This window comes from Paraburkholderia lebeckiae (genome assembly GCF_050436225.1).
Classification (GTDB): Bacteria; Pseudomonadota; Gammaproteobacteria; order Burkholderiales; family Burkholderiaceae; genus Paraburkholderia; species Paraburkholderia tuberum.
This window is the reverse complement of the sequence record NZ_JBNDLU010000001.1, coordinates 2515116-2539242: the sequence shown is the minus strand read 5'-3', so window position 1 is coordinate 2539242 and position 24127 is coordinate 2515116. Positions and strand designations below refer to the sequence as shown.

At 62.5% G+C, this 24127-nt stretch carries 23 protein-coding genes and 2 pseudogenes; 13 read left to right on the top strand and 12 right to left on the bottom strand.

Going from position 1 to position 24127, the window contains the following annotated elements; all coding sequences use genetic code 11:
• Window positions 1-6: 6 nt before the first annotated feature.
• The 3 genes from OKW45_RS11860 to OKW45_RS11850 all read right to left on the bottom strand — a co-directional run bounded on the left by OKW45_RS11860 (window position 7) and on the right by OKW45_RS11850 (window position 3152).
• A complete protein-coding gene (locus OKW45_RS11860) occupies window positions 7-858 on the bottom strand; it encodes a carbohydrate ABC transporter permease (RefSeq protein ID WP_429468231.1) in 852 nt (283 codons plus the stop codon).
• A complete protein-coding gene (locus OKW45_RS11855) occupies window positions 855-1745 on the bottom strand; it encodes a carbohydrate ABC transporter permease (RefSeq protein WP_018423757.1) in 891 nt (296 codons plus the stop codon). Before OKW45_RS11855 ends, OKW45_RS11860 begins: the two co-directional genes overlap by 4 nt.
• A gap of 174 nt (window positions 1746-1919) precedes the next feature.
• On the bottom strand, window positions 1920-3152 hold the full coding sequence (locus OKW45_RS11850; RefSeq protein WP_429468228.1) for an ABC transporter substrate-binding protein: 1233 nt from the start codon (window positions 3150-3152) through the stop codon (window positions 1920-1922).
• A 317-nt stretch (window positions 3153-3469) separates the two neighbouring features.
• Here OKW45_RS11850 and OKW45_RS11845 point away from each other — a divergent pair, with 317 nt between their 5' ends.
• The 5 genes and pseudogenes from OKW45_RS11845 to OKW45_RS11825 form a co-directional block, all read left to right on the top strand.
• Window positions 3470-4255, top strand: coding sequence for an SDR family oxidoreductase (locus OKW45_RS11845; RefSeq protein WP_429468226.1), 786 nt, complete (start codon window positions 3470-3472; stop codon window positions 4253-4255).
• A gap of 78 nt (window positions 4256-4333) precedes the next feature.
• On the top strand, window positions 4334-5416 hold the full coding sequence (locus OKW45_RS11840; protein ID WP_429468223.1) for an ABC transporter ATP-binding protein: 1083 nt from the start codon (window positions 4334-4336) through the stop codon (window positions 5414-5416).
• Between the two features lie 94 nt (window positions 5417-5510).
• Entirely contained in the window at window positions 5511-6374 is an 864-nt protein-coding gene (locus tag OKW45_RS11835) for a MurR/RpiR family transcriptional regulator (RefSeq protein WP_018423753.1), read from the top strand.
• A gap of 124 nt (window positions 6375-6498) precedes the next feature.
• Complete coding sequence (locus tag OKW45_RS11830; RefSeq protein ID WP_429468221.1) at window positions 6499-7692, top strand: YbfB/YjiJ family MFS transporter; 1194 nt, start codon at window positions 6499-6501, stop codon at window positions 7690-7692.
• 101 nt (window positions 7693-7793) lie between these two features.
• Window positions 7794-7994 (top strand): annotated as a pseudogene (locus tag OKW45_RS11825) (type II secretion system F family protein); the annotation flags it as partial.
• A gap of 127 nt (window positions 7995-8121) precedes the next feature.
• Here the strand turns inward: OKW45_RS11825 and OKW45_RS11820 are convergent.
• The 4 genes from OKW45_RS11820 to OKW45_RS11805 all read right to left on the bottom strand — a co-directional run bounded on the left by OKW45_RS11820 (window position 8122) and on the right by OKW45_RS11805 (window position 10597).
• Window positions 8122-8766, bottom strand: coding sequence for a trimeric intracellular cation channel family protein (locus OKW45_RS11820; RefSeq protein WP_018423750.1), 645 nt, complete (start codon window positions 8764-8766; stop codon window positions 8122-8124).
• 166 nt (window positions 8767-8932) lie between these two features.
• A complete protein-coding gene (locus tag OKW45_RS11815) occupies window positions 8933-9388 on the bottom strand; it encodes a MarR family winged helix-turn-helix transcriptional regulator (protein ID WP_429468218.1) in 456 nt (151 codons plus the stop codon).
• A gap of 97 nt (window positions 9389-9485) precedes the next feature.
• On the bottom strand, window positions 9486-10013 hold the full coding sequence (locus OKW45_RS11810; RefSeq protein WP_429468215.1) for a GNAT family N-acetyltransferase: 528 nt from the start codon (window positions 10011-10013) through the stop codon (window positions 9486-9488).
• Window positions 10010-10597 (bottom strand): helix-turn-helix domain-containing protein, encoded by a 588-nt coding sequence (locus OKW45_RS11805; RefSeq protein ID WP_429468213.1) that lies wholly within the window; start codon window positions 10595-10597, stop codon window positions 10010-10012. The genes OKW45_RS11810 and OKW45_RS11805 overlap by 4 nt, the downstream gene beginning before the upstream one ends.
• A 400-nt stretch (window positions 10598-10997) precedes the next feature.
• Between OKW45_RS11805 and OKW45_RS11800 the strand changes: the two genes are divergently transcribed.
• Window positions 10998-13214: a beta-glucosidase gene (locus tag OKW45_RS11800; protein ID WP_429468211.1), complete on the top strand. Its 2217-nt coding sequence runs from the start codon at window positions 10998-11000 to the stop codon at window positions 13212-13214.
• A gap of 60 nt (window positions 13215-13274) precedes the next feature.
• On the opposite strand, the gene OKW45_RS11795 is transcribed toward OKW45_RS11800, so the two are convergent.
• Window positions 13275-14597, bottom strand: coding sequence for a metal-dependent hydrolase family protein (locus OKW45_RS11795; RefSeq protein WP_429469357.1), 1323 nt, complete (start codon window positions 14595-14597; stop codon window positions 13275-13277).
• 652 nt (window positions 14598-15249) lie between these two features.
• Here OKW45_RS11795 and OKW45_RS11790 point away from each other — a divergent pair.
• Window positions 15250-16116, top strand: a complete 867-nt coding sequence (locus OKW45_RS11790) for a MipA/OmpV family protein (protein ID WP_429468209.1) — start codon at window positions 15250-15252, stop codon at window positions 16114-16116.
• Between the two features lie 84 nt (window positions 16117-16200).
• On the opposite strand, the gene OKW45_RS11785 is transcribed toward OKW45_RS11790, so the two are convergent.
• From OKW45_RS11785 to OKW45_RS11775, 3 genes are all read right to left on the bottom strand, one after another.
• Entirely contained in the window at window positions 16201-16740 is a 540-nt protein-coding gene (locus OKW45_RS11785; protein ID WP_429468207.1) for a thioredoxin family protein, read from the bottom strand.
• Window position 16741: 1 nt separating this feature from the next.
• Entirely contained in the window at window positions 16742-17458 is a 717-nt protein-coding gene (locus OKW45_RS11780) for a cytochrome c biogenesis CcdA family protein (RefSeq protein WP_184024474.1), read from the bottom strand.
• Between the two features lie 179 nt (window positions 17459-17637).
• Entirely contained in the window at window positions 17638-18609 is a 972-nt protein-coding gene (locus OKW45_RS11775) for a LysR family transcriptional regulator (protein WP_429468204.1), read from the bottom strand.
• Between the two features lie 302 nt (window positions 18610-18911).
• On the opposite strand from OKW45_RS11775, the gene OKW45_RS11770 reads away from it, so the two are divergent.
• The 4 genes from OKW45_RS11770 to OKW45_RS11755 all read left to right on the top strand — a co-directional run bounded on the left by OKW45_RS11770 (window position 18912) and on the right by OKW45_RS11755 (window position 21941).
• Window positions 18912-19955 carry an alpha/beta fold hydrolase gene (locus tag OKW45_RS11770; protein ID WP_429468202.1) on the top strand — a complete coding sequence of 348 codons (1044 nt, stop codon included), beginning with the start codon at window positions 18912-18914 and terminating at the stop codon, window positions 19953-19955.
• A 373-nt stretch (window positions 19956-20328) separates the two neighbouring features.
• Window positions 20329-20676: a DUF4148 domain-containing protein gene (locus OKW45_RS11765; RefSeq protein ID WP_018423738.1), complete on the top strand. Its 348-nt coding sequence runs from the start codon at window positions 20329-20331 to the stop codon at window positions 20674-20676.
• A 40-nt stretch (window positions 20677-20716) separates the two neighbouring features.
• Complete coding sequence (locus OKW45_RS11760; protein WP_429468199.1) at window positions 20717-21064, top strand: DUF4148 domain-containing protein; 348 nt, start codon at window positions 20717-20719, stop codon at window positions 21062-21064.
• 88 nt (window positions 21065-21152) lie between these two features.
• Entirely contained in the window at window positions 21153-21941 is a 789-nt protein-coding gene (locus OKW45_RS11755) for an alpha/beta fold hydrolase (RefSeq protein ID WP_429468196.1), read from the top strand.
• A 20-nt stretch (window positions 21942-21961) separates the two neighbouring features.
• Here the strand turns inward: OKW45_RS11755 and OKW45_RS11750 are convergent, their stop codons facing one another.
• Entirely contained in the window at window positions 21962-22435 is a 474-nt protein-coding gene (locus OKW45_RS11750) for an Lrp/AsnC family transcriptional regulator (RefSeq protein WP_429468193.1), read from the bottom strand.
• Between the two features lie 336 nt (window positions 22436-22771).
• Between OKW45_RS11750 and OKW45_RS11745 the strand changes: the two are divergent.
• Window positions 22772-23056: pseudogene (locus OKW45_RS11745) on the top strand (LysE family translocator); the annotation flags it as partial.
• Window positions 23057-23069: 13 nt separating this feature from the next.
• On the top strand, window positions 23070-24092 hold the full coding sequence (locus OKW45_RS11740) for an IS30 family transposase (RefSeq protein ID WP_429409801.1): 1023 nt from the start codon (window positions 23070-23072) through the stop codon (window positions 24090-24092).
• Window positions 24093-24127 lie beyond the last annotated feature (35 nt).

Genomic DNA, 24127 nt, shown 5'->3' with positions numbered 1-24127 from the left:
ATTCACTCACTTCACCGCGCCGAGCGCGAGCCCCTTCACCATATATCGCTGCAACCATGCAAACACGATCGAAACCGGCAACGTCGCGCACAAGGTCGCGGCCATCACCAGATGCCATTCGACCACGTACTTGCCCGCGACCATATCGGTCACCTGCACGGTCAGCGTCTTGTTTTCCGGCGAGCGGATCAGCGTATAGACGACCGCGAACTCGTTCCACGCATTGATGAACGTGAAGATGGCAGTCACGACGATCGCCGGCACCGCGAGCGGCAGAAACACCTTGAACACCGCGCGCGTGCGGCTGCAGCCTTCGAGCCACGCGGATTCCTCGAGATCCTGCGGCACGGTCTGAAAGTACGACGACAGCATCCACACCGCGAACGCGATATTGAACGCCGCGTACGACACGATCACGCCGATCCTCGAATCGACGAGGTTGCCGTCGCCCCATGGAATCATCGCCGCGAGCCGGAATAGGCCGACCACCAGCAGGATCGGCGACAGCATCTGCGTGACGAGCAGGAACTGCCGATACAGGCCGCGTCCGCGAAATGGGAAGCGCGCGAGCGCGTAAGCGGCGGGCAGGCTCACCGCGAGTGCGAGCGCGGTGGACAGGAAACTGATGATCGTGCTGTTGCGCAGCGCGACGCCGAAGTTGGCCGCGTCCCACATGTCGATGAAATTGCGCCACTGCCACTGCACCGGCAGCCAGCGCGCAGGATAGACGAAGATCTCCGAGGCCGGTTTGACCGCGGTGAAAAACATCACCGCGAACGGAAACAGTATGACGATCACGAGCGGCATCAGGGCGATCCAGCACCACAGCGAGCGTTTCGTCTTCGCGCTCAGACTCATGATGGCACTCCTTCTTTCGCGCGTTGCAGACGTAGATAAGCGATCGAGAACACGAACAGCATCACGAGCATGATCAGCGAAACAGCGGCCGCTTCGCCGGGCCGTCCGAGCCGGAAGCCGAGTTCGTACAGGTAAGTGACGAGGATGTGCGTGCTGTTGTCGGGGCCGCCTTGCGTCATCACCCAGATGATCGGAAACGAGTTGAACACGTAGATCACGTTCAGCAGGATCGCCATGTTGATGAACGGGCGCAGCAGCGGCATCGTCAATTGACGGAACTGCTGCCAGGCGCTCGCGCCGTCGATACGCGCGGCTTCGTAGATATCGCTTGGGACCGAAGACAGGCCGCCAAGAAAAATCGTCACCGTGAACGGAATCGACACCAGAATGCCGACCGCGATTTCGACGGGGAACGCGAACTCGGGCGTCGCGAGCCAGTGAATCGGCCCGCCGATCAGGCCGAGCCGCTGCAGCGTGACATTGACCATGCCGTAGTCGTCGTTGAAGGCCCAGCGCCAGACGACGGCGGTCATCGTCAAAGAGACGGACCACGGCAGCATCACGATCGTGCGCGCCACGCCGCGACCGTGAAAGTCCTGATTCAGAATCAGCGCGACAGGTACCGAGATCAGCACCGTGCCGCCCACCACGCACACGGTCCAGATGATCGTGCGGCGTACCGAAGCGAGAAACACCGGGTCCTGAAACACGTTGATGAAGTTCTGCGCGCCGGTAAAGTCGCGGATCGCGCCGAAGCGCGATACCTCATGCAGCGATTGCCACACGATGTTGAAAATCGGATAGCTGATGATGAACAGCGCGAGCACGAGGCTCGGCGCAATCAGCAACCAGGGCGCCTGCGCGCGCGAAGAAACGGAACGGCTCATGCGTGCTCGATCGTAAGACGCGCCCGCTCTCTGGCGGCGGGCACGACGGAATGGGCCGGAGGGTGCATCGTGCTGCATAGGCTCGAATGTGGGAGTGGCGCGGCGCAACGCGCGGCGCTTTAGCTACGGCGCCGCGCGTCCGCTGTTCGTCTCGTTACTGTCAAAAGCCGCGTATCAGTGACCGAGCGACTTGTTCGCCTGCGCAGCGGCCGCATTCAACGCTTCCGCCGGTTGCGCCTTGTTCAGGTAGATCGCCTGCATCCCGTCGGTCACGGCTTTCGCGGTGTCTTCCCAGCCGGTCACGGTCGGCGCGAAATGAGCCGTGGGCAGCAGCGCGATGAATGCCTTGATGTCCGGATCGTTGAACGCCGGGTCCGCCGCTTCGGCCTTCGTGGTCGGCAGGAAGCCTTCGGTCGTCGTGAACTCGACGCGCGGTTCCTTCGTGAACAGATAGTCGAGGAACTTCCACGCGGTCTTCTTCGCCTTCGAGTTCTTGAACATCACGATCGAGTCGGTGACCGCGTAGGTGGCGTGTGTCGTGCCCATCGGTACCGGGTCGATACCGTACTTCAGGTTCGGTGCTTCCTTCTTGATCTGCTTGGCGAGGAACGGCGCGGAGATCACCATCGCGACGCGGCCCTGCTTGAACAGGTTCTGCACGTCTTCGCGGCTATAGCCGGTGACGCCCGGTTGCGTGAGTCCCTGGTCGATCATCTGCTTGTACATCGTCGCGGCCTTCACGCCCGCCGGCGAATTGAACGCGGCCTTACCGTCCTTGCCGACCACGTCGCCGCCCATCGTCCACAACGCGTAGTAATAGTAGACGTCGGTTTCGATTTCCTTGCCTTGCAGACCGAAGCCGGCGATGCCTTGCGCTTTCAGCTTCTTCGATGCATCGATCACTTCATTCCAGGTCTTCGGGCCGTCGGGGTAGCCGACCTTCGCGAGCAGATCCTTGTTGTAGTAGAGCGCGCGCGCGGAAGCGGCGATCGGCAGGCCGTAGGTCTTGCCGTTGATCTGGCCAGGCGCGAGGAAAGGACCGATGAAGCGTGCCTTGAAGTTCGCGTCCATATAGCCGTCGAGCGGCTCGGCGACGTCGTCCTTCACGAAGTCGAGGAGCCAGCGCGTGCCGACGATCGCGAGGTCCGCGTTGGCGCCGCCGGAGATGTCCGTTTGCAGCTTCTGTTGCAGCGTGTCCCAGTTCACGTCTTCGATCTTGATGGTCGTGCCGGGATTGGCCTTCTCGAAGTTGCGGGCCATTTTCTCGAAGTACGGCGCGGTCGCGTCGCTGTAGTGAGCGACCGTCACGCGGACCGTGTCGGCGTGGGCCGAGACGGCGATACCTGCAAACGCGAGCGCCACGGCGACTTTGCCTAGCGCGAGGGAAGCACGGGCATGCAACGACATTTTTCTCTCTCCTGGGGGTGGTTTGCTGCCGTTGCCGGCCGCCTGGGTAAATTGTTTGAAAAAATCCTACATGACGCAAAATAGCTTGTCACGTAGGGTCTTCGATATTTTTTCGCGGGCTGTTTTGTGCATAAGATGCTGTAAAGCATGGGGTATTCTGCACTGCGTGACGGATGCGAAACCCACTCTTCGGGACGGCCGGCAGTCGTCGCGGGTTGGATATGTAGGAAATTTACAGCGTTGCACGTAGCGCGAGCCGGGTGGCGGACGGCGCCGGCAAGACGGCCGAAACGGCCAGGCCAACGAGCGAGGAACACATGGATCGTGTCGTATTGGTAACGGGCGCATGCGGCGGTATTGGCAGCGTGTTATGCGAGCGCTTCGTCGAGGCGGGTGACACCGTGCTCGCGCTCGATATCGACGCGCCCGCGCTGCAATCGTTGAGCGCGCGACTCGGCGCGCGCCGGGGTTCGGACAAGGTCGTGCCGGTCGCGGTCGATCTCGGCGACGCCGCTGCGGTGCAGCACGCGGTGGCCGCGGCGGTCGCGCAGCGTGGACCGGTCGACGTGCTGGTCGCGAACGCGGGCGCGGCGCTCGGCGCGTCGCTCGCGACCACCGACGCCGCAAGCTGGCAGCGCGACATCCATCTGAATCTGAACGGCACGTATCACACGGTGGAGGCGGTGCGCGCGTCGATGATCGAACGGCAGCGCGGCGCGCTCGTGCTGATCGGCTCGGTGAACGGTCTCGCCGCGCTCGGTCATCCGGCATATAGCGCCGCGAAGGCCGGCCTGATCAGCTATACGAAGGCGCTCGCGGTCGAGCTGGGCCGCTTTGGCATTCGCGCGAACATCGTGTGTCCGGGCACTGTGAAGACGCAGGCGTGGCAGGCGCGTGTCGACAAGAATCCGCAGGTGTTCGAGGAACTGAAAAAGTGGTACCCGTTGCGCGACTTCGCGACGCCCGACGACATCGCCGATGCGGTGCTGTTCCTCGCATCGCCGCAAGCGCGCGTAATCACCGGCGTGGCGTTGCCGGTCGACGGCGGCTTGATGGCGGGCAACCGCTTGATGGCGCAGGAGCTGACGCTCGAGTCGTTCTGAGCCGCGCGCGGCGCGTGCACTACGGCACCGGCAATACAACATCGGCAATACAACACACAGCAAGACAATGAGGACAGCATGGCAGCAGTGCAACTGAGCGGCATCTTCAAACGCTATGGCGACACCCAGGTCGTGCACGGCATCGATCTCGACATCGACGACGGCGAGTTCGTCGTGCTGGTTGGTCCGTCGGGCTGCGGCAAGAGCACGCTGATGCGGATGGTGGCCGGACTCGAGGAAATCAGCGGCGGCGATCTGATGATCGGCGGCACGCGCGCGAATACGCTCGCGCCGCAGCAGCGCAACATCTCGATGGTGTTCCAGAGCTACGCGCTGTATCCGCATCTGTCGGTGTATGAAAACATCGCGTTCGGTCCGAGAATCCGCAAGGAATCCTCGGAGAAATTCAAGCCGCGCATCGATGCGGCCGCGAAGATGCTGAACCTCAGTGGCTATCTGGATCGCTTGCCGCGCGCACTGTCGGGCGGTCAGCGGCAACGCGTGGCGATGGGCCGCGCGGTGGTGCGCGAGCCGTCGCTGTTCCTGTTCGACGAACCGCTGTCGAATCTCGACGCAAAGCTGCGCGTGCAGATGCGCACCGAAATCAAGGCCCTGCATCAGCGCTTGAAGAACACCGTGATCTACGTCACCCACGACCAGATCGAAGCGATGACGATGGCCGATCGCATCGTCGTGATGAACGCGGGACGTATCGAGCAGATCGGCCGTCCGCTCGAACTCTATGACCGGCCGGCGAATCTGTTCGTCGCTAGCTTCCTCGGCTCGCCGTCGATGAATTTCGCCGAGGGCGTGATCGTCAATCGCACGCAGGGTGCGGGCCTCGCGTTGAAGCTCGCGGACGGCAGCGAGGTCGCGCTCGAACGCACGCCTGCGTCGGCCGTGGTCGGTGCGAAGGCCACGCTCGGCGTGCGGCCCGAGCACGTCGAGATCACGACGCAGATACCGGATGCCGCGCTCGACGTCGAAGTGATCGAGCCAACTGGCGCCGAAACGCACTTGTACGGGAAAATTGGCGGCGCTTCGTGGTGCGTGACCACGCGCGAGCGCTCGAAGATCGAGCCCGGTCAGCGTGTCGCGCTGCGTCTGCCGGCCGAACACATCCATCTGTTCGATACGGAGAGTGGACGCAGGCTGGTCTGAACCGCGTGCGGCTTGAACTTCGATCAGGCCGATTGAAGCCGAAGAAGCTGCGAGCGACGCGGATCCATATGAAACAGCCCCTAAGGAACACCGGGTGTCCGCACCGAACTTGATTCCCCACATCCGCAACGCACTCGCGAGTCTGCGGCCCGCCGAGCGGAAGGTCGCCGACATGGTGCTCGCCGACGTCGACTTCGCGATGCGCGCGAGCATCACCGAACTCGCGCAGCGCGCCGAAGTGTCCGAGCCTTCCGTCACGCGTTTTTGCCGGGCGATCGGTGCGCACGGTCTGCGCGACTTCAAGATGCAGCTCGCGCAGAGCGTCGCGGGCGGGCTGCCGTATGCATCGACCGCGGTCGCGCGCGACGACGACGTGCAGACCTTGATGGACAAGGTCGGCGAAGCGGCGATCGACGGCATCACGCATGCGCGCGGCGCGCTCGATCCTGCCGTGGTCGAAAGCGCGATCGCGGCGCTTTCGAGCGCCCGACGCGTGTTTTTCTTCGGCGTGGGCTCAGGCTCGGGGCTCGTCGCGCAGGACGCGGCGCTGCGTTTTTTGCGCATCGACATCGCGGCGGCCGCGTTTACCGATGGTCATTTGCAGCGTCTATACGCCGGTCTGATGGAGCCGGGCGACGTCGCGTTTGCGATCTCGCATTCGGGGCGCAGCGTCGAAGTGAATGAAAGCATCCAGATCGCGAAGGAGCGCGGCGCGACGACGATCGCGCTGACCAACGTCGGCTCGCGACTCGCATGGCTCGTCGATATTCCGCTGCTGCTGCGCGTGGCGAGCCCGATCGATCCGAACACGCCGGGCGTGTCGCGGCTCGTGCATCTGTGCATCATGGATGCGCTCGCGATCGGCGTCGCGCTGAAGGCCGGGCCCGAGACGCTGGAAAAGATGCGCCACGCGAAGGCGCGGCTCGTGCCGCATGCGCCGGAAGGGGCGGGCGGGTAAGGCGCGCACGTTCCGCGACTTTCGTCGTCGCTCCAGGTAGAATCGGCTCGCAGCGTTCCCGTTCACGTCCGTCCGTCCGCCCATGTCCTCCCGTTCCGCCGACACCGCATCACACGCCCCATCAATGACCACCGCCGAACGTGTGCCGACCCTGCTGCTGGCCGCCGCGCTATCGCTCGGCAGCGCGACAGCGCTCGGCTTGGCGCGCTTCGCGTACGCGCTGCTGTTGCCGTCGATGAAACTCGACCTCGGCTGGAGCTTCGCGCAGGCCGGCGCGATGAACACCGCCAACGCGCTCGGCTATCTGCTCGGCGCGCTCGTGTTTCCGCGCCTCGCGCGCCGCTGGTCGGCCGGCGCGCTGTTCGCGGCCGGTTGCGTGCTAACCGCGCTGCTGATGGCCGGCAGCGGCCTCACCGCCAGCACGCATGCGCTGCTGACGCTGCGCGTGATCACCGGTGCGAGCAGCGCGGCGATCTTCATTGGCGGCGGCGTGCTTGCGGCGCGGCTCGCGTCGGCGCGACCGCGCGACGCGGGGCTCGTGCTCGGTCTGTATTACGGCGGTACGGGTTGGGGGATCGTCGCGTCGTCGGTGCTGGTGCCGGTGACGATCCTTGATGCCGCCCACGGCTGGCAATTCGCGTGGTTCGCGCTCGCGGCGGCCTGCGCGCTGTTCGCTGCGGTCGCGATCGGCGCGTCGCGCAGGATCGAGCGCGCGCACACGAGCGCGGCGGCTGCGGCGCATGCAGCCGGCGCCACCCCCGCCCCGGGCTGGCCGCACTTCGCGGCCGCGCTCGCGGGCTACGGACTGTTCGGCATCGGCTATATCGGCTACATGACGTTCATCGTCGCGCTGCTGCGCAACGCCGGCATGAGCGCGGCGGTCGTCACCGTTTTCTATCTACTGCTCGGTGCGGCGACCGTGGTGTCGGCGCGGATCTGGTCGACGCTGCTCGATCGCATGCGCGGGGGCCAGGCGCTCGCCCTGCTCAACGCGCTGCTGGCGATCGCGACGCTGCTGCCCGCGCTCTTCACGCAGCCGTGGGTCGCGTTCGTTTCGGGCGCGCTGTTCGGCGCGACGTTCCTGTCGGCGGTCGCGTCGACGACCGCGTTCGTGCGCCACAATCTGCCCGCGAGCCACTGGGCGAAGGGCATCAGCGCCTTCACGATCGTGTTCGCGTTCGGGCAGATCGTCGGGCCGGTCGTGATCGGCTGGGTGTCGGATGGCGCCGGGCTCGCGCGCGGGCTCGTGTATTCGGCGCTGCTGCTGGCGGCCGGCGCGGTACTCGCGGCGTGTCAGAAGGCGTTGCGCGCGACGTGAGTCGCCTTGTGCATGCTTCGTATTCAGCGATAGGTCCAGCACCGATGCGCGACGAACGTGAGCGGCGGCACCACGCACACGACTAGCGCGATGCCGAGCGCGGGTGGCCCGCCCGCAAGCTGTCCGATACGCTGCGCACGCGCCGCCGGATGCGCGCCGTGGAGCGGGCCGCGAAGATCGCGCTGAAATTGCTGTTTCCGTTGATGTTCTGCATTTTTCCGGCGCTGCTCGTCGTGCTGATGGGGCCCGCGATGATTCATATCTATCGCGATCTGCTGCCGAGCATGGCGGGCGGCGTATGACCACGCACCTCGTCGCGAGCGGATCGACTTGTGGAATGAACGGAGAGAGTCGGTGGAACGCACGAGATAACGTGGCGCGGCGGCGGTGCTGATTCCGCAAACCGCGAGCTGAAGCGCGCAGGACCTGTTATGGATTGTCGCGCGTCTCGGCCGTGCGTCTGCCCTGGAAGACCGGCAGCCGCCAGCCGTAGCGCAGCGACGCGAGCCGCACCAACACGCAAGCCAACGTCGCGAACCACGGCGTCCACCAGTCCGTCCAGCCCGCGTACGAAAAACCGACCTGCACCGCCGCGCCGAACAGCGCGGCCGACGCATAGATTTCGCGCTCGAGAATCGCGGGTACGCGCGAGAGCACGACGTCGCGCATCACTCCGCCGCCCACCGCGCTGACGACGCCGAGCAGAATCGCGAGTTCGGCATTGTGGCCGTACGTGAGCGCTTTCTGCGCACCCGACACCGCGAACAGACCGAGTCCGATCGCGTCGAAGAACAGCACTGGCTGACGCAGCCGGCGCACCTGCGGATACGCGAGAATCGTCACCGCCGACGCGGTGAGCGCGGTGGCCAGATAGCGCCAGTTCGACAGCCCGGCCGGTGGGATCGCGCCGATGCACACGTCACGCACGATGCCGCCGCCGCACGCGACCATGAAGGCGATCACGACGATGCCGAACAGGTCGAGCCGTCGTTGACGCGCGGCGACCGCGCCGCTGATCGCGAACACGAAGGTGCCGATCAGATCGAGAATGGTATAGACGGCGTGTGAATTCACTGAATGGTTTCAACCTGGTCGGCGACGATGCCTGCGGTGCGCAGCGCCTGCATCGACAGTTCGGCGTGCGCGTACAGGTCTTTGTAGATCGCTTCGATCAGCTTCGACATGGAGGGCTCCTTGTTGGCGTGGACACCAGGGAAGGCGGCGAAATGCGGATCGTCTGTCAGGATCGCGCAGGCGGCGCGCTTGCGGACTCGCTTTCGAGCAGGCTGTGTGAAAGCTTGCCAAGCAGACGTTCGAGCGTTTTGCGTTCGTTCGCGCTGAGCGCCTTGGCGAGCTCGACCTCGAGCTCGGTGCCCACCGCTTCGGACGCCTGCGCGATCTCGAGGCCGTGCGCGGTGGCGCGTAACGCGATGCTACGACGGTCCGACGCATGCATGTTGCGCGTAATCAGGCCGCGGGTTTGAAGCTCGGCGAGGACTTTGGAAAGCAGCGTCTTTTCGATCAGCGCGCGCTGCGAAACGGCCTTGGGCGTGATGTCGGGCTCCGCGCAGACGAGGCGCAGCACGCGCAGCGCACGCACGTCGAGATCCCAGCGCTCGCGATAGACCATGTTCGCGCGATTGATCAGCAATGCGCTGGTCAGATCGAGCCTGAAAGTCAGGAAGTCCGAGTACAAGAATTTGCTCCGCTGTCGGCCGTCATATGCGGTGCTGGCATTATAGGCAGGTAGTTGAAATTTTCAAATACTTGCGCGGAGCGCACTGCCAGCGCAGTCAAAGCTGTTTGCAATAGAACGTCGTGGCGCAAAACGCACCGTCGGGCATCAGCGCGTAATTCGGTACGCTGCCGACGCGTTGCCAGCCGGCGCGCTGATAGAGTCGCTCGGCATCGCCACCGGTTACGGTGTCGAGCACGAGAACCGACTTTCTCTCTTCCCGCGCGATGCGATCGAGTTCGCTCATCAGAGCGTGCGCGACGCCGCGCCGGCGTGCTTTTCTGTGCACGAGCATCTTCGCGACGTCGGCGCGATGTGGCTGATTTTCGGGTTGCGCGGTAATCAGCTGCACGGTGCCCACGATATCGCCGCTGTGATCTTCGGCGATCAGCAATACGCGCTCGCCGCGCGCGACGCTCTCCGCGACGTTGCGCCAGAACGCGAGCGCCGTGTTACGCGAGATCGGCAGCATGAAGCTGACCGATGCTCCGCCTTCCACGCAGTCGATCAGCACGTCGGCGAGCGCTTCGACGCAGGCCGAAGCTTCGTTCGCGCCCACGCGCCGTATGGTCACGTTATCGCTCATCCGTTTCTCCGTTCGTTGACTGCCGATGTGGTCAGCGCGACGAGATAGCGCGCGCGTTTGCGAGTGGGGTTACGGAACACGGTCGGGCTGTCGAGCCGCATCGCCAGGCAGTCGCCGGTCTTGAGCCGCCAGCTGGTGTCGCCGACCGTGATTTCCATCGACCCGTCGAGCATCCACACCTGTTGATGAATGTCCACGTCGTGCGCGCCGGATTCGTAACTGACGCGCTGACCGGCGGGAAAGTTGACCTCGACCAACTGGATCGCCGAGCGCGCGGTCGGCGACAGATGACGTCGCACATACCCCGAGCTCGGATCGGTCCACACCGCCTGCTCGGCCGCGCGACTGACCGGCGATGGCTCGGCAGCCGGCGCGCCATCCTGCTCGAATAGCGACGCGAGCGGCACGTTCAACGCGGTCGCGAGTTTATCGAGCACGGTCGCGGTAGGGCTGCTCTGACCGCGCTCGATCAGCGAGATATTCGAGCGGCTGACCTTGCTGCGTTCGGCCAGTGCATCGAGCGACCAATTTTGAGCGTCGCGCAGTTCTTTGATCCGGCGCGCGATCAGGGCGTTGATGTCCATGTAATCCAGTTTAAGGGATGCGGTTTCCAGTAAACTAGACGGCGGCTTTTTTGTTGTCAATGCGCAAATGCCCACTCACCAATTTGAATAAAAACCCGCACCAAATGACGACTCTTTATTCGCTTTGATTCGATAACTTTCAATTGGCCTGTGTCGGAAAAGCCTTACGCCCCATTACGCATAAAATTACACATATTGGTATAAATACTGATGCTGTAGTCAGACTACATTCCTACATTACTCACCACGGAGAGTCGCTACAGCCCATCCAGTTGCGCCGATTCTTCTTTCCACAGGCAAACGTTTGCAGTCATCGCTGCATGCCTGTTTTCGCGTCCGTTTCCCACCCCCCGACGCGCTCCGGTTGCCCCCAGAAAAGCACAATTTCGGAGAGACATCTATGCAGAAGAAACTATGGCCGGCCGTCGCGATTGCGGCGGCCGTGAGCGCCGCTGCGCACGCGGAAATTCCCACTCCCGGTCTCGACTTCGCGCCCATGTCGACGGTGCTTAACGCGTTCGCGTCGGCCGCGGCGCATCGGCGCGCGGAAACGCTCGTCAACAAAATGACGATCGACGAAAAGCTGCAGTTCATTCACTCGCAGTACGCGATGTCCGCCGTGCCGGGCGGCGGCGCGGGCTACATTCAGGGCGTGCCGCATCTCGGCATTCCCGACCTGAACATGGTCGACTCGGCCACGGGTTCGGGCAGCACCAACCAGCCATCGACGACCTTCCCGGCGACGCTCGCGGTAGCGGCGAGCTGGGACCGCGCGCTGTCGTGGAAGTTCGGCAAGCAGATCGCGATCCAGTTGCGTCAGCAGGGCTTCGGCATGGGGCTCGGCGGTGGCACCAACCTCGCGCGTGAGCCACGCGGTGGCCGGCTCTTCGAGTATCTCGGCGAAGATCCGGTGCTTGCCGGCGAGATGCTCGCCGAGCGCACCGACGGCACGCAAAGCCAGAAGGTCATCGCGACGATCAAGCACTACATGGGCAACGAGCAGGAACATAACCGCGGCGGCGGCAACAGCCAGATCGACGAGCGCACGATGCGCGAGCTCTATCTGCTGCCGTTCGAAATCGCCGCGCGCCGCGCGCAGCCAGGCAGCGTGATGTGCAGCTACAACGAGGTCAACGGCATCCAAGCCTGCGAGAACCCGCACATTCTCAACGACGTGCTGAAGAACGACTGGCACTTCGAAGGTCAGGTGCAGTCGGACTGGGGCGCGACGCATAGCACGGCACCGGCGATCAATGCCGGTCTCGACGAGGAAGAAGACGTCGGTTCGACCGTCTATCTGACGCCCACGCTGGTCAAACAGGCGATCGCGAACGGCTCGGTGTCGACCGCGCGCCTCGACGACATGGTCGAGCGCAAGCTGTATGTGATGATCCGCACGGGCGTGATGGACGATCCGCCGAAGGGTGGCGCGACCATCGACTTCTCGGCCGCGAGAGCCTTCACGCAGTCGGTCGAAGAGCAGTCGATGGTCTTGCTGAAGAACGCCAGCAATCAGCTGCCGCTCGCCGCTGGTTCGCTGTCGCGTATCGCGGTGATCGGCGGCCATGCCGACGCGGCGGTGCTGACGGGCGGCGGTTCAGGCAACACGCGCGATCCGGTGACGGGCGCGTTCGCCGGTTGCGGCGGCTTGACGTTCGGCACGGAGACGGGCTGCAGCTGGTGGACGAACCCGTGGCTGAAGCTGAATACGCCGATCGTGTCGGCAATCAAGGCGCTCGCGCCGCAGGCCACGGTGACCTTCGCCGGCAACAGCGATCAGCAGTCGCCGTTTGCCGCCTACACGCAGCAGCAGATCACCCAGGCGGCCACGCTGGCGGCCAACTCCGACGTCGCGATCGTCGTGGTCGCGCAGCCGGCCGGTGAGGATATCGGCGATCTGCCGAGCCTGGGCCTCGCGAATCCGACCAACCAGGATGCACTCGTCGAAGCGGTTGCGGCGGCCAATCCGCACACGATCGTCGTCGTCGAAAGCGGCAACCCGGTGCTGATGCCGTGGAAGGATAGGGTGTCGGCGATCATCGAAGCATGGTATCCGGGCGAAGGCGGCGGCAACGCGATTGCGAACGTGCTGTTCGGCAAGGTCAATCCTTCCGGCAAGCTGCCTGTCACGTTCCCGGTACGCGACCAGGATACGCCGACGTGGGGCACGAATGGCGCGTTTGCGGCGAACCCGGTGTACGCCGAGAAGCTCGATATGGGCTATCGCTGGTACGACTCGCAGAACATCACGCCGATGTTCGAGTTTGGCTATGGCCTGTCGTACACGCACTTCGCCTACTCGGGTCTGTCGGTTCAGCATCTGCCGGGCGGCCTGATCGACGTGTCGTTCAACGTGCGTAACGATGGTCGCGTCGCCGGTGCGGAAGTGCCGCAGGTGTACCTCGGCGTGCCGTATCAGGGTGAACCGCCGCGGCGTCTCGTCGGCTGGGACAAGGTGGGTCTGAACCCGGGCGAATCGCGTCGTGTGCACGTTGTCGTGACGCAGCGCATGCAGAGCGTGTGGGATACGACGAGCAACCGTTGGCTCTATGTGCCGGGCAGCTCGGTGTACGTCGGCGCATCGTCGCGCGATATCCGTCTGCAGGGGCACGGCTAAATAGTGTGACGGTGTAGCGAATGCGGGCGCGCCAGGTTGCGCGCCCGCCTGTATTGCTGATTACGCTTTCAGCGTGTTCTTGTAGAACTTTCCATCCTTCATCACGATGCGCAGGTTCTGCTCCGGGTTCGCGATCAGGTCGAGATTCTCGAGCGGATTGCCGTCGACGAGCAGCAGATCGGCGTACGCACCTTCCTCGAGTACGCCGAGCTTGCGCGGGTACGGATTTCGGTGCCCGGACAGCGCGAGTAGTTGGCCATTGGTGCCCGTTGCGATGCTCAATGCTTCGGTTGCGCTATACCACCCCTTCATATGCGTGAGCATCGTGCCTTGCCGCGCGGCCACGGCCTGCGAAAAGATCAGGTCCGTGCCGAACGCGACCTTGATGCCATGCTTGCGCGCGAGTTTGAAAACCCTGTCGGTGCCCGCGATCACTTGAAGAAATTTTTCGCGGATCGGTGGGGCGAGCGGACCCGCGTCGTCTTCGTTGACGAACGGCTGCGTGCTCAACCACGTGCCGTTCTTCGCCATCAACGCCGCAGTCCTGTCGTCCATCAGATGACCGTGCTCGATGCACTGCACGCCTGCCGCAACGGAGCGCTGAACCGCTTCGGGCGTGTACGCATGCGAGAGGATATAGGTGCCCCAGTCGGCCGCTGTTTCGACGGCCGCGCGCAACTGCCTTTCGGTAAACGTGAGCATGTCGAGCGGGCTGCGCGGCGTCGATACCCCACCGGCTCCGACCAGCTTGATCTGCGTCGCGCCCTGAATGAACTGCTCGCGCACCCGCAAGCGGATTTCGTCTTCGCTGTCGGCGATCGCAAAGCCGCCGTCCCGTTCCAGTTGGGTGACCTGGCTGCCGGTGCGCGGCAGATCGCTCAGCGCACGAAAATCGCCGTGACCGCCGGTGGTCGTGATCATCGCGCCGGACGGATAGATTCGCGGCCCGGAAATCATGCCGCTATCGATTGCCTGCTTCAGCGCGAATGACGGGCCGCCCGCGTCGCGTATCGTTGTGAAGCCGCGCAGTAGCGTACGTTCGGCTTCAGCGCTTGCCGCAAGATGGACGAAAGCAATGTCGGATTGAAGGATGACCTGAATCGGCACTGCCGCGAGCAGCGCGTGCCAGTGCATGTCGATCATGCCGGGCATCATCACCTTGCCACCGCAATCGACGAGCGTTTTGCCGTCGATCGAAGCCGGTTGACCCCGACCCAACTGGCTGATGCTGTCACCCTCGACAACCATATAGAGGCCGTCACGCAACGTCGACGATTTGCCATCGAACAAGCGGAAGTTCGTGAACAGCACCGGCTTGTCCGGCGGTGCTGGCGGTTGGGTGGTTTGAGCATTGCCAAGACCGGGCAGAACCAGGCTCAGCATCGAAGCGGCGAGACCGGTGACGAAGCCGCGCCGCGACAGATCGGCACTGATACGGCGGTTGGCATACTGCGCTTGAGACTTGTCACAAAGACATGAAAACGACGGACTGACTGTTTTATCGCCGATGTATTTTCCTGAAGGCATAGCGCACCCGTAACGTAGATCACCGTGCATCGAAAGCCGCCATCTGACTACATTTCACACTTGGCGACGCGAAAGTCAAGCCCGCACAGATTATCGCCTGCGAACGAGGATGGCAAATTCCGCGTCGCTGATACAAGCATTGAAATTGCATCTATTACTCGATTATGCGGTTGCAGCATGTAATTAGAAAAATATGCTTGCGACGGGCAAAAAGAACGGGCTATGCTCACGCCACGTATTCTGTAAATGAATCTCCGAAATAAGGCGCGATTCCCTACCTGCTTGGGAGGAAGAGGCGTGCCAAACAAACGTCCCAATAAAGCGGATGCATCGGCTATTACAAACGTATCTTCTATCATCGCCATTTTCGAGCGAGGCGACCGGTCATTCTTTTAACGCCGCTGCAATTAGAAACTCAACTATTTCACAATTTCGCTGCCACTCCATGAATGCCGGGATCGGAAAAATCGCATTCAGTCTTTTTTAATTTTTTCACGGAGAAACAGAAATGATCGATGTGTCAAAGCCGCGTATGCTCAAGGTATTGGCGGGAGCTGCCTTGTCGCTGTTTGCCGTCACCGCGATGGCCGACGATACGCTCGGTTTGTCGGAAAGCCTGTTCTCCATCGGCGCGCCGGAAGTGACGCAGGCGCCTGGCGCGAGCGCGAGCCCGTGGCGCTTTGCGGTTGGCGCAGGGGTCGTGAACATGCCGAAATTTCCGGGCGCGAGTGGCACGAAATGGGAGGTGGTGCCGTCGGTGAGCGTGAATTACGACCGCTTCTTTATCGGCGCGAATCCAGACGCGGGCTCGGTGCTATCGCTGGGCGCATATCTGTATCGTGATAGTAACTGGCGCGTCGGCGCGGCGGTGACCTACGATTTCATCGAACCGCGCAGCGAGTCCGACGACTCGCGGCTGCACGGACTCGGCGACGTCAAACGCACCGCGCACGCGGAGCTGTTCGGTGTTTATACGTGGGAGTTCGTCACGGCGCGCGCGAGCGTTTTGACCGATATTGCCGGCAACGATCGCGGCACCGTCGCGACTTTCGATCTGTTGGGACGCTATCAACCCATTCCGCAACTGACGCTCAGCGCAGGCCCGGGCCTGACGTGGGGAAGCGACAAGTACAACGAAACCTATTTTGGCGTGAATTCCGGCCAGAGCGCGCGCTCGGGATTGCCGACCTACTCGGCCAGCTCCGGTTTGAACCAGTTGCGCTTCTCAGTCAACGGGGTTTACCGGATCGCGACGCGTTGGAACGTCGGCGCGAGCGTGTCGTTCGCTTGGCTGCGCGGCGACGCGACCGACAGCCCCATCACCGAAAAGACGAGTCAGATTACGTACGGCCTTTTCGCCAATTACCTCTTTTAGTCGTCCGCCAAAACGAAGGCCCGCTGCACCCCGATCGCGTGGGTGCCGCGGGCTTTCCCGTTCTACGAGTCAGCAAGCGCTTCGTCAATTCTTCTGCGCGAGCAGCGCCTGAATCCTGGCTTCGGTCTGCGCATAGTCGCCTTCTCCAAAGTGCGTGTAGACGATATGGCCTTGCTTGTCGATCAGATAGAACGCGGGCCAGTACTGGTTGTTATAGGCATTCCAGGTCGCGTACTGGTTGTCCTGCGCGACCGGATAGCTGATACCGAGCCGTTTCAGCGCGGTCTTCACGTTGCCGGTGTCGCGTTCGAACGGATATTCCGGCGTATGCACGCCGATCACCGTGAGCCCCTGATCCTTGTATTTCTGGTTCCAGCTTTTTACGTAAGGCAGCGTGTTGGCGCAATTGATGCAGCTATAGGTCCAGAAGTCGACGAGTACCACTTTGCCGCGCAATTGCTGCAATTTGAGCGGCTCACTATTGAGCCATTGCGTGATGCCTGTGAGCTCGGGTGCGGGCGAGCCGCTTTCCTGCGGCGCGGCGATGGCGACGGTACTCGTCGCGATCAATGCGAAGGCGGCAAACGCGGTGGACAGTGCGAAGGTTTTCAAGCGGGTAGTCATGTCAAAGTCCTTTGAGTGAGGGGAAGAGACCGGCGAGCCGTGCGTACAGCAGCACGTCGTACTGCAAATAGATGGCGAGGGCGGTCAGCATCACCAGTACGCCGAATACCTGTTGCAGGCGCTCCGCGTGACGTGAGACCACACGGACATGACGCGTCACGTAGTGTCCGCCGTAGATGATCGCGAGCATCGGAATCGCCGCGCCGATCGCATACAGCGTGAGCAACAGAGCCGACCAACCGAGATCCTGAGCCTTCACGACGAGCACCAGAATCGACGCGAGCACGGGGCCGGCGCAGGGCGTCCATACCGCGCCGAGCGACATGCCGAGCACGAAGCCGCCCGCGTTGCCGCTGCCGGGTTGCGTACCTGGCGCAATGGCCGCGCCGATGCGCTCGAGCGGCCCTTGCAGTTGCGCGACGAGCCAGTCGTAAGGTCGCGGCCAGATACGCAGAAGCCCGGACAGTGCGAGCAACGCAATTCCGGTATTGCGCAGTACCTGTTGCGCGACGTGCACGGTGCTCGACACCGCGCCCAATAGCAGCGCAAAAGACGCGAAAGTCAGAATGAAGCCGGCGACGATGAACAGTGGCCGCGTGCGGCTCGGTCGTTCGACGGAAGTGCCGAGAAGGATCGGCATCACCGGCAGCACGCAGGGAGAGGCAATCGTCAGCAGCCCGGCGAGCAGGGCGAGCGGAGTTTCGAGAGTACTGTGCATGATGGGCGTTCCGTTGGCTGGGATGGCCGTATTGGAACGCCCGCGCGTATCTGGTTTATGTCGGGATCAGGCGCGCTTGCAATGTAGTGTGTCTGCGTATGGCGCGGATACATTGCGACACAAATCGGTTGAGGAACCGATGCGCGCGGGGGGCGAGGCGGCGATAGCCGAACGCTGGCTCAGCGCGCCCTGCGCTTACGCACAGCGGTTCCCGTCGCGGCTGCGACGCTATTTGCGCTGGACTTGGAGAACATCGGCATGCGCTCCTCGATCCAGCGCAGCAATTCGAGAGGTCCCGGTGCGAGCGGCCGGCCGGTCTTGACGAGCACACGCGCCTGCGCGCCGGAAAACAGCGGATGCGCGATTGGTATCGTCGTCAATTCGCCGCTCGCGATTTCGCGGTAGGCAGCGAATTCGCCGATCAGCGTCATGAAGTTGTCGACCGTGACGAAGCGCTTCAATGCGCTCAGTGAGTTGGTGGTCAGCGTCGCGGCAATCGACACGTTCTCGGCGAGTTCCGTCATCTTGACGACATGACCGATCCCAAAGGTGGGTGGCATCAACGCGAGCGGCCACGCGCGCAGGTCGTCGAGCGTCGCGGGTCGTTTGCGCTTCGCGAGCGGATGGTCGCTTCTTAGCAACAACACGACCGGCTGCGGCGAACTCGCGCGATGCTCGAGACGCGCATGAGGCGGCGGATTGTACGCAAGCCCGATATGCGCACGACTTTCGGCGACTTCTTCCTGGATCGCGTCGACCGCGAGCATATCGAGGCCGATTTCGAGTTCTGGATATTGGACACAGAATGGCGCGAGCACATCGTCGACCAGCGTATCGACGAAGCCTTCACTGACCGCGAGCCGGATCTGCCCTCGCTGCAGGCCTTTCAACGCATGCAATTGATCTTCGAGCTTCTCCTGCTGCGAACGGTAGCCGCGCCAGAATTCGAGCAGATGCGTGGCCGCTTCGGTTGGCCTGACCCCGCGCGCCTGCCGCTCGAACAGCACGGTGCCGAGTTCGTCCTCGAGCAGCTTGATCTGCCGTGTGATCACAGAGGGCGACGTATTGATGCTTTCGGCGGCGCCGCGGATGGTGCCGTGCGTGAGCACCTCGTTGAAGTAGCGAAGGCGTTGCTGGTTGATCTCGCGCATGTGATTTGTCGATTGCAATTACTGCGTTGCCTACAAGGCAACGATATGTGAACTTAGTTGCTCTTGTTGATGAAGGGTTGCGGTGTCACTATCCATCTCAAGCGTCGCGACAGCGGTAAGCCAGTGGTTCAGTCGTCAAGGCATCTCCGGTTTCAGATTCGCTCTACCCGTCTCGTTCGATTCGTTTCAGATTGCCATTGAAGTCCGCTCTGCCTGCACGGCGCTCGCATGCGGCTGTGCGATATCGCGCGCGAGCGGACCCGATCAATTCCGTATCAAAGCCTGATAAAAGGAGAATAACCATGTCGGATCAGATCAATAGCCGTCGCCGCCGCTTTCTCGGAACAACAGTTGCCGGTATCAGCCTGCTCGAGTTGGGACTGAGCAGCCTCGCGCATGCGCAATCGGCCGACACGGCTGGTAATGCAAAGGCGGGCGCGCGGGTCGCGTCGTTCGAGAACATTCGCTCGATCAATGCGGGCACGCTGAACGTCAGCTACGCGGAAGCGGGCCCACAGAACGGACCGGTGGTCATTCTGCTGCATGGCTGGCCTTACGACATCTACAGCTTCGCCGAAGTGACGCCGTTGCTGACGGCGGCCGGTTATCGCGTGATCGTGCCTTTCCTGCGCGGCTACGGCGGCACGCGTTTTCTGTCGGCGGATACGCCGCGCAACGGTCAACAGGCGGTGGTCGCGGTCGACATCATCAACCTGATGGACGCGCTGAAAATCGACAAGGCCGTGCTCGGCGGCTTCGACTGGGGCGCGCGCACGGTGAACATCGTCGCCGCGCTGTGGCCGCAACGCGTGAAGGCGATGGTGTCGGTGAGCGGCTATCTGATCGGCAGCCAGGACGCGAACCGCGCGCCGTTGCCGCCGAAGGCCGAGCTCGCGTGGTGGTATCAGTTCTATTTCGCCACGGAGCGCGGCCGCGCGGGCTATGAAGCGAACCGTCATGACTTCAACAAGCTGATCTGGCATACCGCCTCGCCGAAGTGGAATTTCGACGACGCCACGTTCGAGCGCTCCGCCGAATCGTTCAATAACCCGGACCATGTTGCCGTGGTGATTCACAACTATCGCTGGCGTCTGGGACTCGCGCAGGGCGAGCCGCAATACGACGAACTCGAAAAGCGCCTCGCCACCGGACCGACGATCGCAGTGCCGACCATCACACTCGAAGGCGATGCGAACGGCGCCGCGCATCCCGAGCCCGCAGCATACGCGAAGAAGTTTACCGGCAAGTATCAGCACCGCAATGTCAGCGGCGGCATCGGCCATAACCTGCCGCAGGAAGCGCCGAAAGCTTTTGCGGATGCGATTCTCGACGTCACCCGCCTTTGATGGAGCCGGCGCGCGCCGGCTTCTTCTGAACGGAACCCCAGCAGTCGAACGTACGGCTGCTGGGGTTTTTTCATGAGCGGGCCATTTGCAACACACCTGCAACCCGCACGACGCATGCGACGCCGTCCCTGCACGGCATGTTCGGAAGTCGGTTTTTGTATCGCAATGTATCAACGGCATATGCAGACAAACACGCTTGCAGAAATGGGGGTGACGAAAACATTGCAGATACGTTGGAGCGTTCTAATGTCTTCACGCAAGGTTGATTCACAACGTTGCGTGAATCAGGTGGGACGTCACAGTGTATCCGCGTCGATGGCTTCGCGTCCCGCTCAATCCTTATCCCTGATGGTTTGATACCCGGAGAAGACTCATGAAACTCGTTCAATCGCTGATCGTCGCCGCACTCGTCGCCGTTCCCGTCGTTTCGTTCGCGCAATCGCAACCGCAACAGGCACTCACACGTGCCGAAGTCCGCGCTGAGGTGGTCCAGTTGCAGAAGGCCGGCTATAGCCCGGCCAGCGACAACGCGCAATACCCGCGGAACATCGAAGCGGCAGAAGCGCGCATCAGCGCCGGCAGCGACGCTACCGCCTACGGCGGTGTCGCGAATGGCAGCTCGGCTTCCAGCTCGCGTGTGCCGATGAAGCATGCGGCCGCGAATGGCGCCAACGACGGCTCGAACGTCGTCGGCCTCGGCGCGATCTACGCGCACTCCTGATTCGTTGATCCCTGAATGTTTTGATACCCGGAGAAGACTCATGAAACTCGTTCAATCGCTGATCGTCGCCGCACTCGTTGCCGTTCCCGTCGTTTCGTTCGCGCAATCGCAACCGCAACAGGTACTCACACGCGCCGAAGTCCGCGCGGAACTGGTCCAGTTGGAAAAGGCCGGCTACAACCCGGCCAGCGACAACACGCAATACCCGCAGAACATCGAAGCGGCCGAGGCGCGCATCAGCGCGGGCCATGACGCGGCCGCCTACGGTGGCGTCGCGAACGGCAGTTCCGCTTCGGGCTCGCACGTGTCGATGAAGCGTGCGGCGGCGGATCGCATGTACGACGGCTCCAACATCGTCGGCCTCGGTTCCATCTACGCGCATTCGTGATCGATGCAAATGAGCAGGCCGTCCGCGTGCATCGGCTCACGTCGACGCGCGGACTCCTTGTTTAACTCAACCTGTCGAGACAATAACGATGACCACGCTGCTGAAAAAAATTCTGGGTTCCGTTCTGTTGCTGGGCGGACTGTTCGCGTTGCAGGCCACGGAGTCCGCGCAGGCCGCGCCGTCCGATGACCTGAAGGGCAAGAATGTCGTTCTCGTACACGGCGCTTTCGCTGACGGGTCCAGCTGGGACAAAGTGATCCCATTGCTCGAAGCGCGCGGCCTGCACGTGGTGGCCGTGCAGAATCCGCTGAGCTCGCTCGCCGACGACGTGGCGGCAACCCGGCGCGTGATCGCGCAGCAGAACGGGCCTGTGATTCTGGTCGGCCATTCATGGGGCGGCGTGGTGGTCAGCGAGGCCGGCAAAGACGACAAGGTGAAGAGCCTCGTGTACGTCGCGGCATTTGCGCCGGACAACAATCAGTCCATTGCCGACCTCACGAAGGACCAACCCGCGCCAGTCTGGGCGAGCGAATTGCGCAAGGACTCGGCGGGTTATCTGACGCTATCGACCCAGGCGGTGCTGGACGACTTCGCGCAGGATCTGCCGCTGCCGCAGAAGCGCCTGATCGCGGCGACCCAGCAGCCTTGGGCCGCTGGCTGTATCGACGACAAGGTGACGAACGCCGCGTGGCATGGCAAGCCGTCGTACTTCGTGGTGTCGGGCCGCGACCGCATGATCGATCCGTCCTTGCAACTGGAGATGGCGAAACACATCGACGCGAAGATCACGCGCGTCGCCACGAGCCATGTCGCGATGCTGAGCCAGCCGCAGGCCGTGGCCGACGCGATCATCGCCGCGTCGCGGGCCGCGCATTGAAACGCGCGCAGTCTTGTCAATCAGATTGCGATTGACGGAATGCTCTTCATGCAGCGCAGCGCGAACATCGAGCGGCTATGGCGAATGCCTGCGATCTTGTAGAGCTTTTCGCGCAGGAAGCGCTCGTAGCCCGCGGTGCCGTCTACCGCGACCTTGACCAGGTAGTCGTAGTCGCCAGACACCAGGTACGCTTCGAGCACTTCGCTGAGCGTGGCGAGTTCGGCGCCGAAGCGTGCGAGCGCATTTTCGTCGTGGCGGTCCAGCGTGACTTCGAGCAGCACGACGTCCGCGAAGCCGAGCTTTTGCTGATCGAGCAATGCGACATAGCCGCGGATATACCCTTCGTTTTCGAGCTGCCGCGTGCGATTCCAGCACGCGGTGGTCGACATGCCGACCAGTTCGGCAAGCTCCGCATTGCTGAGCCGGGCGTTCTTCTGAAGCTCGCGCATGATCTTGCGATCGAGGGCGTCGAGCGGGCGGTTTCGGGTGCTCATCGACGTTATTAGAAGGATATTTTTAAAAAATCAATTATAGGTGAAGATCGTTCCGATTCAACCGCTTCTGATGGTACGTTTAAGAAGCCTATCCAGTGGGGCTCCCGGTATATTTTCAGCGTGCATTCATGCCCGGGACAACCGCCCGGACCGCCGGCCTCGCGCCGGCGATCCTCCGTGGCCACAAGCCGCTTTTTCGGTGTCTCGCCGCCTTCACGGGAAGGCGGCACGCGGGCGAATTCCGGCGTTACCCACGCCAGAAGGCGCGCTCGCCGGGCATGGACGCATGTCGCCACATATGTCTATCGCTACCCTCTTTTGCCCGCTGATTTGCCGATGCCGATCCACTTGTACGTTTCGTTCTTCTGGCTTCCGCCGTACTCGTTTATTCGCCCGGCCCGGTCAATGTTCCGACGATGAGCCGGGCGCTCAGCGCCGGATGGTGCGCGGCATTGCCCTGTGTGTTGGGGGGGCACCTGCGCGGTATTGCTGCAACTCGCCTTTACGGCGTTGTGTCTGAATTCGTTGTTGCTGATCGATAAGAGCGGGCTAATCGTATTGCGCTGGGCCGGCGCGATTTATCTGGGCGGCCTCAAATCTGAAGTGCAACACCTATCTCGTATAAGGTGTTGCGATGCACGAAAGAACTCAGTACCAGCAACTTCAACCTGAAGAGCGTCTGACCATTGCAAGCCTGCATCTGCAGGGTTCGAGTATCCGGGCCATGGCCCGGATACTCGGGCGCTCGCCGGCCACCGTTAGCCGGGAACTGACGCGAAACAGCTCTCCCGCTGGCTACGCGTCCGTGTCGGCTGAAGCACTCAGTGCCGCACGCCGCAGCGCGGGTCGCCATCCCACAAAGCTTTGCCTGCAAAGCGTCTGCTGGCGTATCGTTCTCACCCTGCTCGAGTGGAAATGGTCACCCCAGCAGATATCGGGCACACTCAAGCGTATGTATCCGACCGACCCGACCCAACAGGTTTCGCACGAAACCATCTACACGGCCATCTATGCCCAGCCGCGCGGCGAACTGCGCCGTCAGCTCATTGCGTGCTTGCGCCATGGCCACAGCACGCGCATGCCGCGTACACGGGGCACAGACCGGCGCGGACAGATTCCTGACATGGTCAGTATTCATGTGCGGCCGCCCGAAATCGAAGACCGACTGCTGCCTGGGCACTGGGAAGGCGACTTCATCAAGGGTGCCGGCAACCAGTCCTCGGTAGGCGTGCTGGTCGAACGGACCAGCCGGCTGGTGCTGCTTGCCAAGATGGAAGACGCCACCGCCGCTTCAGCGCTGGCGGGCTTCTCCGCCAAACTCAATTCGATTGTCGCGCCATTACGGCAGAGCTTCACCTACGACCAGGGCAAAGAAATGTCGCGCCATAAAGAGCTCACCGCCGCAACCGGCGTGAAGGTGTACTTCTGCGACCCCCACAGTCCCTGGCAACGCGGCACTTGCGAAAACACCAACGGGCTACTGCGCCAGTATCTGCCCAAAAGCGCAGACCTTTCGGTCTACAGTCAGGACGAACTTGACGCTATCGCCGACAGTCTGAACAGCCGACCTCGCGCGACTCATGCCTTCCATTCGCCATTCGAGGTCTTCGCCGCGACCCTTGCCTCGGCAAGTCAACCTCAAGGCTCTAAACATTAAACCCGCTGTTGCGCTTCACTCTTGAAACCGCCCTG